This window comes from Vibrio sp. 10N.222.52.B12 (assembly GCF_002875385.1).
Lineage (GTDB): Bacteria > Pseudomonadota > Gammaproteobacteria > Enterobacterales > Vibrionaceae > Vibrio > Vibrio jasicida.
This window is the reverse complement of sequence record NZ_MDAW01000124.1, coordinates 1-15,521: the sequence shown is the minus strand read 5'-3', so window position 1 is coordinate 15,521 and position 15,521 is coordinate 1. Positions and strand designations below refer to the sequence as shown.

12 protein-coding genes are annotated in these 15,521 nt (G+C 44.4%); 3 read left to right on the top strand and 9 right to left on the bottom strand.

Annotated elements, in window-relative coordinates; translation table 11 throughout:
* Positions 1-258: 258 nt before the first annotated feature.
* Positions 259-645 carry a DUF2541 family protein gene (locus BCT11_RS16105; protein WP_005434277.1) on the top strand — a complete coding sequence of 129 codons (387 nt, stop codon included), beginning with the start codon at positions 259-261 and terminating at the stop codon, positions 643-645.
* A 113-nt stretch (positions 646-758) separates the two neighbouring features.
* Here the strand turns inward: BCT11_RS16105 and BCT11_RS16100 are convergent, their stop codons facing one another.
* The 8 genes from BCT11_RS16100 to BCT11_RS16065 all read right to left on the bottom strand — a co-directional run bounded on the left by BCT11_RS16100 (position 759) and on the right by BCT11_RS16065 (position 9,908).
* Positions 759-1,754 carry an OmpA family protein gene (locus BCT11_RS16100; protein ID WP_102388741.1) on the bottom strand — a complete coding sequence of 332 codons (996 nt, stop codon included), beginning with the start codon at positions 1,752-1,754 and terminating at the stop codon, positions 759-761.
* 10 nt (positions 1,755-1,764) lie between these two features.
* A complete protein-coding gene (locus BCT11_RS16095; RefSeq protein ID WP_102388740.1) occupies positions 1,765-2,805 on the bottom strand; it encodes an adhesin in 1,041 nt (346 codons plus the stop codon).
* A complete protein-coding gene (locus BCT11_RS16090) occupies positions 2,805-3,563 on the bottom strand; it encodes a molecular chaperone (protein ID WP_045410784.1) in 759 nt (252 codons plus the stop codon). Before BCT11_RS16090 ends, BCT11_RS16095 begins: the two co-directional genes overlap by 1 nt.
* Positions 3,564-3,580: 17 nt before the next feature.
* Complete coding sequence (locus BCT11_RS16085) at positions 3,581-6,046, bottom strand: fimbria/pilus outer membrane usher protein (RefSeq protein WP_102388739.1); 2,466 nt, start codon at positions 6,044-6,046, stop codon at positions 3,581-3,583.
* 69 nt (positions 6,047-6,115) lie between these two features.
* Entirely contained in the window at positions 6,116-6,649 is a 534-nt protein-coding gene (locus BCT11_RS16080) for a fimbrial protein (RefSeq protein ID WP_009706582.1), read from the bottom strand.
* Positions 6,650-6,981: 332 nt separating this feature from the next.
* Positions 6,982-7,716 carry a helix-turn-helix domain-containing protein gene (locus BCT11_RS16075; RefSeq protein ID WP_102388738.1) on the bottom strand — a complete coding sequence of 245 codons (735 nt, stop codon included), beginning with the start codon at positions 7,714-7,716 and terminating at the stop codon, positions 6,982-6,984.
* Between the two features lie 394 nt (positions 7,717-8,110).
* A complete protein-coding gene (locus BCT11_RS16070; protein WP_038868874.1) occupies positions 8,111-8,911 on the bottom strand; it encodes a tyrosine-type recombinase/integrase in 801 nt (266 codons plus the stop codon).
* A 568-nt stretch (positions 8,912-9,479) separates the two neighbouring features.
* Positions 9,480-9,908 (bottom strand): Spy/CpxP family protein refolding chaperone, encoded by a 429-nt coding sequence (locus BCT11_RS16065; RefSeq protein WP_038868873.1) that lies wholly within the window; start codon positions 9,906-9,908, stop codon positions 9,480-9,482.
* A 207-nt stretch (positions 9,909-10,115) separates the two neighbouring features.
* Between BCT11_RS16065 and BCT11_RS16060 the strand changes: the two genes are divergently transcribed.
* A complete protein-coding gene (locus tag BCT11_RS16060) occupies positions 10,116-10,442 on the top strand; it encodes a (2Fe-2S)-binding protein (protein WP_042600617.1) in 327 nt (108 codons plus the stop codon).
* A 65-nt stretch (positions 10,443-10,507) separates the two neighbouring features.
* Here the strand turns inward: BCT11_RS16060 and BCT11_RS16055 are convergent, their stop codons facing one another.
* Positions 10,508-13,258 carry a M16 family metallopeptidase gene (locus tag BCT11_RS16055; RefSeq protein ID WP_063345149.1) on the bottom strand — a complete coding sequence of 917 codons (2,751 nt, stop codon included), beginning with the start codon at positions 13,256-13,258 and terminating at the stop codon, positions 10,508-10,510.
* Between the two features lie 318 nt (positions 13,259-13,576).
* Here BCT11_RS16055 and BCT11_RS16050 point away from each other — a divergent pair, with 318 nt between their 5' ends.
* On the top strand, positions 13,577-15,463 hold the full coding sequence (locus BCT11_RS16050; protein WP_102388737.1) for a methyl-accepting chemotaxis protein: 1,887 nt from the start codon (positions 13,577-13,579) through the stop codon (positions 15,461-15,463).
* Positions 15,464-15,521: the final 58 nt, after the last annotated feature.

Here is a 15,521-nt window from a genome sequence, read left to right as displayed (position 1 = left end):
GATTTACGCAACAAAGCCTCTTGTACTCAGACCATACAGATAACCATTGGCATCGAAAGCACTTTAAGAGATCGGTTTTAAACGCGCCATATCACCGACAACGCCCTTACTTGCCTTTGCTCTCGGCTGATAAATTCTCACATTTATGCAATCAAAGTCAGCGGACTGTGAAATTTCATTCACAAAGAAAAATATTGCTAGCTGAATTTTATTGAGCTCGACTATGATTCGCGCTCCTGTGTTTTGGTGATTTTTTAAATGAGAATTTATACCGCTATTATCACGGCAGCATTGGCTGCAACAACACTTATCGCTCCTGCACACGCAGACGATAAATTCACTTTAGGTCGTACTATCTTACTTGAGCACGGTAACCTAGCTGCAAAAATCCCAATGGTGATTTGCCGCAACACCAATGCGATCAAAGTGAAAGCAGAGAAAGACCTAGAACTAAGAAAGGTCGTTGTGCGATTCCAAAACGGTGACGAGAAAACCATTCGCTTCCACCGTGATCTAAAGAAAGACAAGATGACCGACTGGCGTTACTTCGGTTACCGTCGCTGTGTGAAAAACATCGAAGTATACGGTAACTCAGAAGGCTCTAAAGCGGGCGTGCGCGTTTACGGTAAAGAGAAGAACGATTAATCGTTACTGATCTCGACATTCAAAAGGGATGAGTATCCTCCTCTCTACGAATACAAAAATCCCTCGTCGATTGGCGAGGGATTTTTATTGTCAGTCAGAAACGAAGAAAGCTCTTATTCTGGCACAACCAATTCGGTTCCATTGACCGTAATTTCGACTTTACGCGCGGCTTGCTCGCGATATTCTTGTTCAATGACTGACGTCTCAAGACGAATGTTGTCCGCTTTCACGCTATGCAAAATCAAGAAATCTGCCACGACTTTTGCTCGCTCTTTCGCTAAGTGATTGTTGTACTCCAGATAAGCAGGCTTACTGTCTGCCCCCCCTGTCACCACCACTTCATAGCTTTCCAACTCAGTAATTCGAGTGGCCAACTGCATCAACTGAGCTTCCATCTCAGGGTTGAGCGATGCATCGTCATAGCTATAAACTGGACTGTTCTCCGCTAGAATCACGGTTTGCTCTTCTGGCGCATCTTCTATGTACTCAATAGGTTGCGGATCGTAACTGCTGCTCGACCACGGATGAAGCACCAGAGACAAGTTCACCTGACGCAACTGCTTGGTGTCTTTTTTGTCGTAGTACTGATCGAGCACACTGACATTAAACAGATTGTCGAATTGCAACGAGACGTCGATGTACTCACTCAGAGCATAGTAACCGCCCACCGACAAGTACGGTGCCACGCCGCTAGTTTCTGTCGGTGAATCCAACTGAGGCTTGTCCATGTCGGCGTTGTAGATGTAGCCACCCACACCAGCAAACAAACCACCATCGCGCCACAGTGACCATTTGTGTTTGGCGAGAATGTCCAAACCTTTCATGTCAAAACCATTGCCGTCCGATAAGCTGCGATAGCCTAACTCATAATCAAAAGGCTGCGTCGAGATACCTAAGCTGTACTTCAAACTGGTGATGTCGTTGTCGTGCTTGTAAGGATCGTCTTTAAACTGAGCGAGTCCCCCTCCCACTTGAAAATACAACCCATTGGATACCAAAGTATCGATAACGCTTTTCTCGGGTTCGTCGACTTGCTGAGCCTCTTGTGCCAAAACTGGGGAGAGTACAAAAACAGAAATCGCGAACAAAATCATTTGTTTGTAATTCACAAGACTTCCCCTATAAGTAAGAAACGGTGTACACCACCATTCCCTCGAACTTCCCTTTCTTAATGTTGGCAGGGTCGAAAGGCACCAGTTTGGCGAAGTAACGGTCATAGCCGACTTGCTCTACTTCGTAGCCATCACCGACAGGCTCATTAAGTTGCACTTCTTCACCACTCGGAGTGTAAAGCTTGATGCCATAGGATTTGATTTCCGTGCCGCTTTCGTCAAACACCGGGACGTAAGATCGGTTGTTGAGGTCTCGAACATTATCAAAATAGCCACGTAGCTTAACGGATGGACAATCGGCACCGTACTTTAAGTTGCGAACGATAATAGTGAGAGGTCGAGGCTCGGTTTGTACAATATCGTCTACACCAATGCGCCCGTAGTCGATGTTATTGTTCTTGATCTCCAGCTCAACCAAACATTTAGAAGGCTTAAGAATGTCCATGTTCTGAATTACGCTGCGGTAGTTCGCATACGCCCCGTTGTAACCTAACTCCCCATCTAACTGGAAAATGTTGACCGGCGCGCTATATCCAGAGAAGTCCCCCGGCCCCGTAACAATGATGGGCTGGTATGTAATGGTTTTGGATGTTTTAGTGCGTGATTCACAAGCGTTGTTGTCTTCACTAGCACTACACTGAGGAACCCTGAAGCCATCGACCGCCGTTTTTACGCCATAAATATCTCGGCCTTCATATCGAAACCCCACCTTAATACCGGGAATATTTGGGACGACGGTATCACCCGTTTTACCGGGCCAAAAGAACACTTGTTCGGGGAAATCCTTCAGGTGAGGGAAATTCGTCGCATCTTTATAGCAAGTAACATTCACCGTTTGAGACGGGCCACGCCATACCACTTGCCCATCAGGCGCATCAATGGGTACCGATGCAGAAGGGTCAATGTAGAAACTGCTTACACCGCCAGGACCACTCCCACCAAAACTCCCACCGGCTTCTGTGCTGTAGCAGGCTAACGCCCACGCATTGGGAGCCATTGAGAGCCCCGTAACGAGCACACAAAGTATTAGAAATAACGCTCTCATCATTACCCCTCACTTTCGTCTTTGGCTGTGCAAATGTTTTTTGAATTGCAGAAATAGGTGTTGCTCACCGTGGCACCATAATCATTGATGTGGCTTAACGTGTATCGGTCGCTTTTTTCTACTTTCAAGGTTCTACTGGTGAACGGCGCAAGCATCACAGGGGTGAAACCTGTCGCGTCTTTCTTCGCTTTCCCCACCATCAATTCAGAGTAAGTCACGTAAAATGGCGAACCGTTTTCTACCAAGATCTTATTGCTGCCCGTGCGCTTAATTTTGGTCGCGCTCGCCACCGCTTTATCGACGCGCTTAATCTTGTCCAGACTGGAAGGTCGATAGAAAAATTTGATCACCGATTCAATCGCGATTTGGATAGAGCCACTGGCGGTCTCTGCGACAGCATCATCGTGCTTGTCATGCTCCGAAGGCGGCACTTCGCGAACATGTAAGAAGTAAGCCGTTTCCCTGTCTTGCGGCAGTTGGGAAGCCGTTGGCAAAGATTTGATGCGCAACATGGCGTAATCTTTACTCTCGATTCTCAACACGGGTGGAACAACGATGAATTTGTCTTCTACATCCTTTCCGTCCATGTCCGTCAACCAAGATTGCGCCAAGAATGGAATGTCAGCGGGGTTCTTTATTTTGACGGTCTCTACCTTTGAGTTACCTTCATAAACCACACGAGTTCGGTCTAAAGCCAATGCCGCATTCGCCGATGCCGAGACCATCAAACAACACATGACGGCTAGAATTGATTTTTTCATAACTTCTCAACTACTGATTAATTATCACAATGAACGGAACGGATGACTTCTTTACTGTTTAGAATTGAGTCATCAATGATTAAGTGGCAGCTTTGGTTATCCCCCCAGCTCACACTGATTTTTGAATCGAGATTGACGCCGACCAGATAAGCCGTCGAGTCTTGCCCAACAATGCCAATCTCTTGATTGAGTTCGTCGTCAAACACCAATGCACCAAACGGAATGTCTTGTTCGCCTTGCAAGCGCGCCATGAAGTTGCTGCCTTGGCGGGCCTTAATTTTTTGATAGCCAATCGCACCTTCGGTCAGCACCATGCTCTTAACGCTGCCAAGCACCTCAACATCGTCAGGTAGTGATTTGTAATCGATGGTGTTGTAGCTCTTTTGATAAGGCGTCACGCCATTGATCAGCGCCAAGCCAAACGCATTGGTCTCTTCGTTGTTGCTACCGTTTATGGTGACGTCCGGTACATTCGAGTCGATAAGAATGCGCGACGTACCCGAATTAAGTGCGCTGTATGCCAAGCCATGTTTTGAAAGCAGCACCGTACCCATCGCATTGGCGTTTACTTGGCTGTACGAGTTGGTTTTATAGCTGCCACCAACAGACGTCGACATGAATGAGAAATCGCGATTGTAGTTGCCACTTACGCCGTTGGATTCACCCTCGTAAACATCGTAAGCAACGCGATAGTTAGAACCGTCATCATTGTTGTATCCCGAGTAGGCAAGGTTTTGAGAGTAGTCACCACTGCGTGAATTGGTTTGAACTGAGACAGTGTTGCTGCCACCGATAGGAATAGAGATCCCCAATGACCAGCCTTTTTCGTCAATGCTTGGCGAGTATTCATTAATGCCCGACTCGTAGTCGTAACTGATGTATGAGTCGTTCGACTTGTACAGGTTCATCGTAAAGTAGAGATCGATCCCGTTGATCTTCAACGGATGCGAAATATTGACGTCGTAACGAGAACTGTCGCGGCGATTGTCCCAATAGTTGTTTGAGGTGTAAGACAAATACGCACTGGTCGAGCCGAAACTCTGGGTTAGTGCAATGTACTTTTCATCTTTGCGGTTGTTGTTCGCGGCATAGACGATGGAAGAAGTACGGTCATCATAAGACTTCAAATACTCATCAAATTCGTAATATTGCTCTTCCGAAAATCGGTAGCCCGCCACACGTAAACCCAAGCCAAAGTCGGTCAGCGTGTTGTTGTAAGTAAAGCCATAAGACAAGCCAGAGGCATCCGTGTCGTCGCCTAATTTCGCCTGTGCAGAAGAAATATCGAATGAAGCCGCCCCGAAGTAATTCAGGTTGATACCACTACCGAAAGTGTAAGATTGGTAATCTTCAGAGAGCAGCGTTGCAGAGAACAACGACAGGTAGTTGTTGACACCATAGGACGCTTCGGCGGAAAAAAACTCTGGTGTGTGCTCATAAGCATCACTGTCCGGTACGCCCGCGGAAACGCTATAACGCACGTGATTAGGTCGAGTTAGGTACAGCACATCTGCACCGTTCACTTGGTAACGTTGAATCGTCCCGTCGGCTTGTTTGACCTCAACATCCAACGTACCTTGAGACGCTTGTGCTAGGTCATCAATCAGATACGGCCCCGCATTCACATTCACCACTTTAAGTACGTTACCTTGCTGGCGAATGGTGATCACCGCATTGGTATTGACCGTGCCAGAGACCACTGGCGAGTATCCACGCAAGTTAGATGGCAACATTTGGTCATCGCTTTGCAGGCGAACACCCGTCATTTGGAACGAGTCGTACACGTCCGAGCCAAACTGGGTATTACCGAACGTCAATTTCGATTTAATACTGCGGATCGGCGCGTAGCCATACAATGAAGTAAAGTCACCCGAGTAGTTGTTAGATGCTTGGTAATTTGCTCGAAAGCGAAACGCTCCGGCATTTAGCCCAACAATGCCATAGGTGGATAGATCGTCATTCCAACCGTTTTCATCGTCTTGTTGGCTGGAAAAATAGTTAACGTTGTAATCCAGATAGAGCGCGGCGATGCCATCGTCCCATAAACGATCAGGCACAAAACCATATTTGTACTCGTTGGCGATGTATTCTTGCGGCGTCGTGATGTCTAAACGTGCTTTACCGAGATCGGACGTGACTTTGGTGTAGCCGACATCTTCAAACTGATAACACACACCACCATCAACTGAGATCGCGTTTTCTTTGTAGACTTTATAACCATGCTCGCTAAGAGGAAGGCTGTCCATTAATACATCAGAAATGCAGGGTTTATTGTTATTAAATACAATATTTTCTTTGGTTAAGAACTCCCCATTAATATAAACCTCTAGCTCATATTTACCGTCTTCCACAAAGTTCGCATTCGAGAATTTGCTTAAATCGACACTATTTTTACTTCTTATAAAATAATCATTGAAGCTGGTCGCGTAAGAAAAAGAAGGAAAGGAAAGTACAATTATTAAACCGAGTAAATGACGACGCATTTTATCAACCAGTGTTTTTTATTAGAACGAGAGCTTTGGCTAAACAGCCAAAGCTCTCTCGGCAACTGCTTATGGGTACGTTACGCGTAGTAGCGCCCAAGATTCTGCAACACCCGCTGTAACAGGTGTTGCTGTTACGTCTACGTTTGCTTCATACGCTGCAGAGAAAGACGCGATGTTTGTGCCGTCTACGATTACGTTGCTTGCTGCTACGTCACCGTTGTCGATTGGGTTACCATCGTGGAGGATACGTACGCCAACGCCCGTTGCACCGCCTTCAACGCTAAATAGGTCGCCTGTGGTGTCTGGGTTAGAATCGAATGTGAATTCCGCTTTTGTTGCTACAGTCGTATCACAATCCGTCAGCTTCACTTGGAAAGGCACTGGTGTAGAGCGGTCACCTTTTGCTTTAAAGATATGCGTTGGCTGTTGACCAAGTTGGATTGTCTGATCGATGCTGTCTGGTGATAGACCACATGCTGATTCTACGATTTCACCTTTGAAGTAAACGTTGGTCGTGTTTTCTGCCAAAGCAGGGGTTGCAGACATCAGTCCAAAAAGAAAAGTAGCTGCGATTGATGAGCGAATGAATTTAGCTTTCATTTTTAAATCCCGTGTATTTTTAGCGAATAAATGCAGACAAGAAGTGATGACTTCTTATCGTTGCAATTTAGTTTTTAATAAATGTGTGGATGGAAACATTTTATTTCCAACTCGATATGTTTGTATCGTTTCACAAACATTATGATTTTTGGTTAGCGTGAATGTTATTAAGTTCTAAATCATTAATTCTCCCTAAATTATTCGCTCCTTTTCATCAAGAAATAATGCATTCTTGTTATGAGCCTATATGTTATTTACCTGTTCCAATTTACATTCATCCAATTAAACGTTTTTCCGAAGATAACGATGACTCGACGTACAATTCGTGAAAATTAAGTGTTATTTGAGGAGCTCCAAGAGCGAATAGTCAACAACTCGCCTAATACATAATCTGACGTTCCAGAATATATATTCGAACACAAGCCAACCTCTTCAAGCTGAAGGACTCGAGCTTTCTTTGCCGCTTTTCTTTCAGCCGCGACGATCCAAAAAAATTTTGCCTCACTTTCGTACAATAGCTCAATCAAACGCTCAATCGTCGACAGCAACGCACTGTAAGTTAAGCTTTCAGAGTGGAGAAGAATGAAAGTATCGCCTTCAATTCGATATGTGACTGATGCTAAATAGCACCCAGTAACAGACCACTGCTCCGTTCGCTCCCTACCTGTCACAAACGGTTCATACTCCTCAACGGAACATAGACTTCTAAGAAACTTATAACCACTGCCTTTTTCTTTTAAACGCCGCCACCTCCCCTGCCTTTGGGGAAGTTCAATCAGTCCAAAATTTCCTCTTCGAAAGCGCTCAAATCTCTTCATCAGTTGAGGTTTGTTCGGAAAGCCACAAACCTTAAGTTCATCTACACTGATTCTGAGAGCTCTAAATATTTGAACCATTCGTTCAGGTGTCGGTTGTATCTTCTCGCTTTCCCAACGAGAAAGTGCATTCACATCAAGCCCAGAAAACAAAGAGAAGGAAAGATCGTGCAAGCGCTCAACTAACTCTCTCTGAGACCAACCTCTTCTCTTTCGTGTCATTCGAAGGTGATGAGAAAAGTTCGATTTCATCTTCTGTTCTCCTGCACTGCTTAATTGACTTATGAATCAAGAGGTTAAATAGGCATAAAAAAGTTAAGCAATACGGACATGCTCTGTATGTTTGAGGAGGATAGGTTGTAGAATTTGTCTCGAGTTATTTGATGCTATGCCATTAAAAAATAAAGAGAAATGTACAAAAACGGCATTTTGATTCAATGGTAAAGAACAACTACGTTGATATCGATAGATTCAGCCTTTACCTGACCAACCCTATCAAGAAACCGATGACTCACCGTGCATTTCAGCCACAAATGGATGCAGAAAAAAGACGCAAATAATCAGCGCTAGGAATTCAAGACATTAGAAAACGTGAGGTCGCGGTCGCTTCCTCAGTCATTGAGAATATGAACTGTGTTGTTATTGGCTATGCGAAAAAGTAGTCAAACAGCCGCAATTGCGCCCTTCTTGTATCTTCATCAGATATGCCAATGTACCTCAATGTTGTCGCAACAGATTGATGACCGATGATAGTAGCAACAAGGCCAATATCCATATCACTTGAATGATAAAGGTGACGTGCAAAGATTTTACGCAGGCTGTGACAACCAATCTTGTGTTGGCGAAGCTCATCGATACAACAAGATAAGCATGAGAATACCCGCCAGCACGCTTGTCGAGAAATGACACCTCGCTGTCTTTTTGCACGATTACTGCCCAGTGTCGCTCTTGAAAAGATGAATCCGCTGTCTCGACCTTGCCATACTCTTTGTCGCTTTTTTAATGCCGTTAATGTTCGCGGACTGAGATAAGCCACTCTTTTTTTCACTGGCGCACTTTTGGTTGCTTCTTCTAATCGTGTTTGGACGCTATCTTTCCAGCAGCGAGGAACAAGATCAGTGATGTGTCGATAGTCACATACGTAAACAGAAAGCAGTTTTGTGTGATCACGCTTGTAGTAGTTAAGCAACTCATTTTTGACACTTTTTAAGACTTTATGCCTCGCTCTGGCTTGTCGGGCTAGCGTGCCTTTACTCTCAATCACAACCACTTCTCCGGATTCGAAATTGATATTATCGTAACCCAACTTGGTGATATCGGTAATTCGTAGCCCTGTTTCAATACCTATTCTCCAAATTAGCCAATACACTTCATCATGATGACTCTTGAGGTATTTCTCTGCTTTTTTTACAAGGCGCTTGTCACTGATTGCCTGTACGGTACTCATAAACATACCTTCCATTGCGTTATAATTATTAATAATTAAAATATAGTTCAAACAACCATAAGTAATAAGGATGAGTGTTCGTCAGTTATTACCCAATGCTTATTAACCCGTGTTTGAGCGTATTTTTCTCATGCTATGGTGCAGGGCAGGCAATGATTGGTTGAGCCCAATCCCCTGCACAAAATCCTCTGGACTATATCAAGCTGAATTGACCTTCCGACAGTGCTGATCTGTTCGGTAAATACATCTCTTAACTTGATAATTTATCTAGACTTATAACTATATTGACTTTTTACTCAGAAAGATGGCGGTTTGCTTGGTGATAAGAACGGTGCTCACCCGTTAGATAAGCCTTCGTTTTGTGATCTAGTTATCATTAGGATTTTTTTACTGAACCAAGATCACAATAAGTCTCATTAAATTTGTTACGTTTTGATGACCTTAAAGCACCGCTCATAACCGTTAATTTAAGGAGTGGGAAAGGTCCCTTTCATTTTTGAATGACAAGAAAAAAGACACCTATTAATCAGGTGTCTTTTTAATCAATTAGACAATTAAAATCGTTCGATTACTGAGCTTGCTGCTTCATCGATTCAAACTTTTTAATTTGTTCTTGTTGGCGCTTTTCTAACGTCGACTTCTGCTCATCAGTCAGAACGTTGTAAATGTCGTTTTGTGCTTTTAGTTTTGCAAGCTGGACATCGATTTGTGTCTTGTTAGCTCGTTCAAGCAGCGCTTTTGCTTTTGCTTCGTCAAACGATGACGCTTTTACTAACTTCTCAAACTGCTTCGCACTTTCTTGGATATCTTGTGGCGATTGCTCCTGAGTCAGCGTACTGCTTAAGTTAAGCTGAATTTCTTCAATCTTAGCTTGCTGATCAGCAGTAATGCTTTCTAAACCAAATGGTTTTGGCGCTACAGGTTGAGTGGGTGCCGCTTCTGCAAATACATTGGCACTGCTTAGGAGTAAAATTGTCGACAATAAGTAGCGTTTCATTGGGGGAACCTTTATTTACTTCAATCAGGAGTAAGGTCAGACTCAAGCGATACCATATGGTTTCCTGCCTATTATTAATGTGCGACTTTCCTTCACAAAAACAGCATTAGAAGTGCATCGCAAGGAACCGAACAAAAAATAAGGAAATGCGTCGTCTTTTTCGGCCTCTGTCGTCTTAGTTATTGTTTTACTGAATTTTAAGAGATTATGTTTACCTTCAAACCTGCAATCATAGAGATTGATAACCATCAAATCGCGATTTCACCAGATGATCAGAACTTGGTAGAAACAGCCCGCAAGGTCAAAGTGAATATCGCTGCGCCCTGCCTAAAGAACAAGCGTAAACACGGTTGCTGCCATGCTTGCAAAGTAGAAGTTAATGGCACACCTCTTTACGCGTGTAAGGTAAAGCCTCAATCAGGCATGAAAGTGATTGTGCGCCGCGCAGATTTAGACGAAGAACGTAAACAAGCGATAAAAACTTACAAACAACAAATAAAGAAAGGCGAAACAAAGCCCTGCCAATGTGGCTAAATCGCGCAAGGAATTGGCAAAGCGAGACAGAAAAAGGGCGACTCACACGTCGCCCTTGTAGATGATTACGATTTTGGATTTAGAATAATCGTTGTTCGCTTAGCTTTGATGCCAAATGCCTCTTTCGCTTTGGCTTTTACTTCTTCTAACGTCACACTCTGAGCCGCTTTATCTACATCAAGCAATGTGTTTAAACCATATCCATGAACAAGATAGCGTGTGTAAGCCCAGCTACGTTGGCCCGGATTATCATCCAAATCCTTCATTGCAACCGCAAGTTGTTTAGCTGCGGTATCAACCTCTTTTTGAGTGATATTTTTCGCCAGTTCATCAAAAACCTTATCTAACTGCGCATCCATTTTGCTAACGTCTTTAGGATCGATTTGAGATTCCAAGAACCAGTCGGACACCATTTCACGATCTTGTGTGATTGGATAAATACTCGGGCTGTAATCCAAGCTTGCATCTTCACGTAATTGCTCTGTAACACGCGCAGCCGCAATACGTTGAAGCATGTCTTCCACAATCATGTCATGCCCAGTTCTTGGCGACTCGTGCTGATTGGTTAGACGTAATAAATACATCGATGACGGTTCGTTACCTTCTTCCATCACCGTTCGGCTTAATGCATTTGGGTTGAACTCAATCGAGTAATCCACCGGTTCCCCTACCTGCATATCAATAGAGGCGACGTATTTACGCAACAATGGGGTAATTTGTTCTGGTTCAACATCCGCCACAATGACCATTTTAAAACCGCGATTGTAGTTGAACAAAGCATCATGTACCGCTTGAACCTGCTCAGGTGTCACATCCTTTACACCATCACTTGGTAACAAACGATGGCGACTGTTTGGTAAGTACGAGTTTTCGTTCGCCGCTTTAATCCATTTCCCCATCGACGACTCAAAAAAGGCACGGCGCTGCTGAAGAAACTCTCGTTTCACCGCTTCTAGTTGGCGTTCATCCACTTTGATATCAGTGGCAATGTTGTACAAACCATTTAACGCACTCGCCAAATGCGCTTTCGGAGTAATGACCTCTATGCCATGGTTAGTTGGTCCTAAAATAGGGAACAACGAGATATCGTTTTTACGTAAATAACTGTCGAGTTCAGAACCAGAAAAATCACCCAAACCACTACGAGCTGCTGCCATCGTTGCCACGTCAAACGCAGGATACAGTGGCTTATCTAACGCGGCTTTACCACCTTGGCTGACGAAGTAAACATAAGCTCGATTGGCTGCTTTATCATCCTTTTGGAACCAAACATCCACACCGTTTGACAAGGTATACACTTGGAAACCACCCGCATCTTCACGAGTACTTACAATAGTGCCTTCTTTCTTTGGCTGAACAAAACCATCGGCTTTCGCGTACATGTTCAAAGGCTTTTCCCCCGCTTGTGCGTAAGCGGCACTCAACAGGGCAAATTCTCCAGCGAACTGAGCTTTATTTTCTGTTTTACCTAAGCCGACAACAAAACTTGCTGGCTGAGAAAGAAGAGCCTCCAACGCTTCATTCGCATGGGTTAGCGTATTGCTCTTAACAAACGTCGACAAGCTCAATTCATAGCCTGCTTTGGATTGGCTCACTGAATCTTGTTCTAGTTGGAATACACGCGCTTCTGCATAGCCTGCTGGTTTGCGTTTCGACCAATCAGAATCGAGATTAGCCAGCTCCCCATACCAACCCGACATGATCCCGTCGAGTTCTTGTTGAGTAACACCATAGTCACGCAAGGACGTCAATGTGTTCATGAAGATTTGCTGGATTTTCTCTCGGCGCTCTGGTGCAAATGAAACACCAGCAGACATCATGCGGTGATAGTTTGAAGAGTATGGTTGTGCGTACGCGTATTGAAATGACTCCGCAGCATCATTCAAAACACTAAGTAGGCGTTGTTGAATAAGTTGAGCACTGATTTCATCTTGCCATGCTTTATGTTGATCTTGCATGGTTTGACGACTCACCGAATCTCGGTCGATAATCAAATGCAAACTCGGCGACTCCATCTGACTACTTGGCAAAATACGGTCTGCATTTTTTGCTCGGATGTCACGACGTTTTTCAACAACAGCATCGGATGTACTATCCCAGTTAGAAAACTTACTCTCAATAATCTTAGTCAGTGATTCTGCATCCACATTACCCGTCACGATAAGCTCTGCGTATTGTGGTTGATACCATTTGTCATAAAACGTTTTGAGTGCAGGCGAAGTTGTGTTTTCTATAGAACTACGTGTACCAATAGGGTCGTGCTCTGCGTAAGGCGTGCCTTCAATTGAAGCTTGGTACGCGTTAAAAGATAGGGATTTATCATCGGGACGAGAACGTCGCCACTCACCTAAAATGACGCCTTTCTCTTTCTCCACTTGTGTTGGATCAAACTGAATACCATCACTGATGTCGCGCATCCAAGTTAGCGCATCATCAAGCTTTTCAGGGTTAGCCAAATCCAACTTATAGGTCGTCTGTTGATAGGTCGTTGTGGCATTGATATCTGCACCAAAACTGCCACCAGAAGCTTCAAACAACTTCACTACATCATTACCAGAAAAATGGGTACTGCCGTTGAACGCCATGTGCTCAATAAAGTGTGCATAGCCTTTTTGATTGGCTTCTTCTTGGAATGAGCCAACGTTCATCATCAAACGTACCGAAACTTCTTCATCTTGAGTTGGGTAAATGTGGTATTTCATCCCATTGGGAAGTTGGTCAACAACCCAATTAGGGTCAGTTTGAAGAGGTGTAGATTGGGGCGTCAGAGCGCACCCTGACAGCAATAATGCGGGAATTAACAACGTGCTACGCATAACTATCGTCCCTAACAATGATTAATTGAGGCAATATATCGATCACGTCATATGCTTGATATTTAATATGAAATATACGCCCGAATAGTAAGACTTCGATCACACTTTATAAAAATAAGAATCATTTACAAAGACTTAGATAACGCTTTGCTAATAAACAAGTTAGTCCAAAAAAGTAAATAGCATTAAAGATTAATTCTTTATAAACACCGATATGGCTCAAATACGCGACATAGATCGAAATTTATTTTGACCACTAAAATATAATGGCCCGTGCAACACCACTTTTTATAAATATAACGAGCCAATCAAAATTTTATGCTTAAGAATTTATCTTTGAAAAACAAACTGGCGATATCTGCCAGTGCTGCCATCATCCTCGGGGGAGTGTTGGTAGAGGGGCTGTCTTTTCGTGATTCTTTGCAGCGACTGGATGTTGAAGTCGCGCAACGTTTAGAAAGTACAAGCGCATCTTATAACCAATATGTGAGTGATTGGATCCTATCCAAAGAACGAGCGCTTACATCATTGTCACAAGACGCAGAGAAATCGGCTATCGTGACGCACCTCAAACAAGTTCGCGACTCTGCCAAGTTTGATAACGTCTTCCTTGCGTATCCAGACGGCTCTCAAGACAACGCGAACGGTGTTGCCCTTCCACCGGGTAACGACGACCCTCGTCAATGGGGTTGGTACACCAACGCAATCGCAAACCCTTCTAAAGTCTTTATGGATAACCCAACGGTTGCAGCAGCAACAGGGGCAAACGTAGTTTCTCTTGGTAAAGCCATACAGCTACACGGTCAAACCTCAGTCCTTGGTGCTGATGTAGAAATCGGTGATATTCTGAACAGCCTTAATCAAGTGATTCTGCCAGGTGAAGGTTACATGTTTATCGCCAATGACCAAGGCAATATCTTCACCCACAATGACAGCAAGCTACTTAACCAACCTGTTAGCAAATTGGGGCTGAACAACAGCGATATCACAACGGCAGCAAATTCCGGTCAAGATCGTACCGTATCCATCAACGGCAAAGACTTCGTGGTTTACGCGAAAGCCATTGACGGCACTAAGCTAACAACGGTCACGGTTCTGGATAATGACTCTTTAGTTGCCCCACTTTACGACGCAGTTTGGGGCCAAATCATCGCGACGACTATCGTGGTGATCATCTGCGTGGCTTTGTTTAACCTGCTGTGTAACATCCTATTCCGTCCGCTTTACAACGTATCTAATGCACTATCGCAAATCGCCAACGGTAGTGGTGACTTAACTCAACGTATCATAGTGGAAAACCGCGATGAGGTGGGTGAGCTCGCAGAAAACTTCAACCAATTCGTTGAAAGCCTCCAGAAACTCATCGGCCATATTCGCCATCAAGCTGAAGAACTAAACCAACAATCCGAGTTAAGCACCAAACGTGCAAATCAATCAGTTGAAGAGCTCAACCACCAGCAACAAGAAATCACTCTTGTGGCTACGGCCGTGACTGAAATGGCATCTGCAACACAGGAGATTGCTTCTCATGCAGAGCAAACCGCCAAAGTAGCGCAAGATTCTTCAATGAGCACACAAAACGGTCATGCGTTGGTAGTGAACACCAAAGACTCGATCAACAACCTGTCTTCGGAAGTAAACCAAGCCAGCGGCGTGATCAGTGAACTAAACCAACACGCTCAAGACATCAATACCGTGCTATCGACCATTCGTGACATCGCAGAGCAGACTAACCTACTAGCATTGAACGCCGCGATTGAAGCCGCTCGCGCGGGTGAACAGGGCCGTGGTTTTGCTGTGGTTGCGGATGAAGTGCGTGTTCTATCGCAACGCACTCATACATCAACAGAAGAGATCAAATCAACCATCGAAACGCTTCAGCGCACAACTCAGCGTGCTGTTACTTTGATGGAACGCAGCTCTGAGCTGGCAATAGGTTCGGTAGAAGATGCCGACCGCGCTTCTCAAGCACTGGACGAGATTAATTCCGCAGTTGCGATGATCAGCGATATGGCAACACAAATCGCGACAGCCGCAGAAGAACAAACTCACGTGACCAACGAAATCACGCAGAACGTAACTTCGATAAAAGATGTCACGGATCAATTGGTCGTTGGTGCGGAAGAGTCGATGACTCAATCTTCTGAATTGAAATCGCAAGCAGAAGACCTCAACTCACAAGTCGCGACCTTTAAACTGGCATAAATATCTTTTTCTAGTGATCTACCAAACCCCGCCACGAGCCTGTCTCTTGATCACAAGT